The sequence below is a fragment of the Micromonospora sp. DT44 genome, assembly GCF_049841635.1.
Classification (GTDB): domain Bacteria; phylum Actinomycetota; class Actinomycetes; order Mycobacteriales; family Micromonosporaceae; genus Micromonospora.
The window spans coordinates 1-581 of the sequence record NZ_JBNCKS010000166.1; the positions used below are offsets into that span (position 1 = coordinate 1).

Sequence of the window (581 nt, forward strand, 5' to 3'; positions counted from 1 at the left end):
CGTAGGAATACTCCCCACCGGCCGGCTGCTGCACAGACCCCATCACCCCCTGCGGAAACCACTCCCACCCGGCACCCTCGTACGGCCCCCCATAACCAGCCGAATACCCCACCCCCTCAGGGACCCGCTCCCCATAAACCCCCGACACCACATTCGCAGCCTCAGAAACAAGCGCCGACACCTCCCGCCCCTTATCACCTCCCCTTCGCCCACCTCCGCGCCTGGGCGCGACCGCTCTCGCCACGTCGCCGATCGCTCCGCAACCCTCCAAAAAATCCTTCAGATCATCGGGCATGCTCTCCGGAACAGTCCTGCCCTCCCGCAGCCAATTATGAAGGTCTTGTCCGAGGTGTACCATAATCCCGTTGGTGGCCTCCCTCTCGTATGTTTTCGGGGGGATTGTCAGCAGATTTTTCTCGCGATCTCCGTAGTATCCTCGTGCTATTTCGGCGAACGCCTCCCACCTAGCGTCACTACTGGACTTAGCAGCGCTGGACACAGCCTCCCTCGCCACGTCGCCGATCGCTCCGCGACCCTCCAAAAAATCCTTCAGATCCTTGGGCATACTCTTCGGAACAGTC

At 61.3% G+C, this 581-nt stretch carries 1 protein-coding gene; it reads right to left on the bottom strand.

All coding sequences use genetic code 11. The features are described from left to right. Positions 1-565: hypothetical protein (locus tag ACLQ25_RS32795; RefSeq protein WP_425734602.1), on the bottom strand; the 565-nt coding region annotated here is incomplete at its 3' end. Between the last annotated feature and the right edge of the window lie 16 nt (positions 566-581).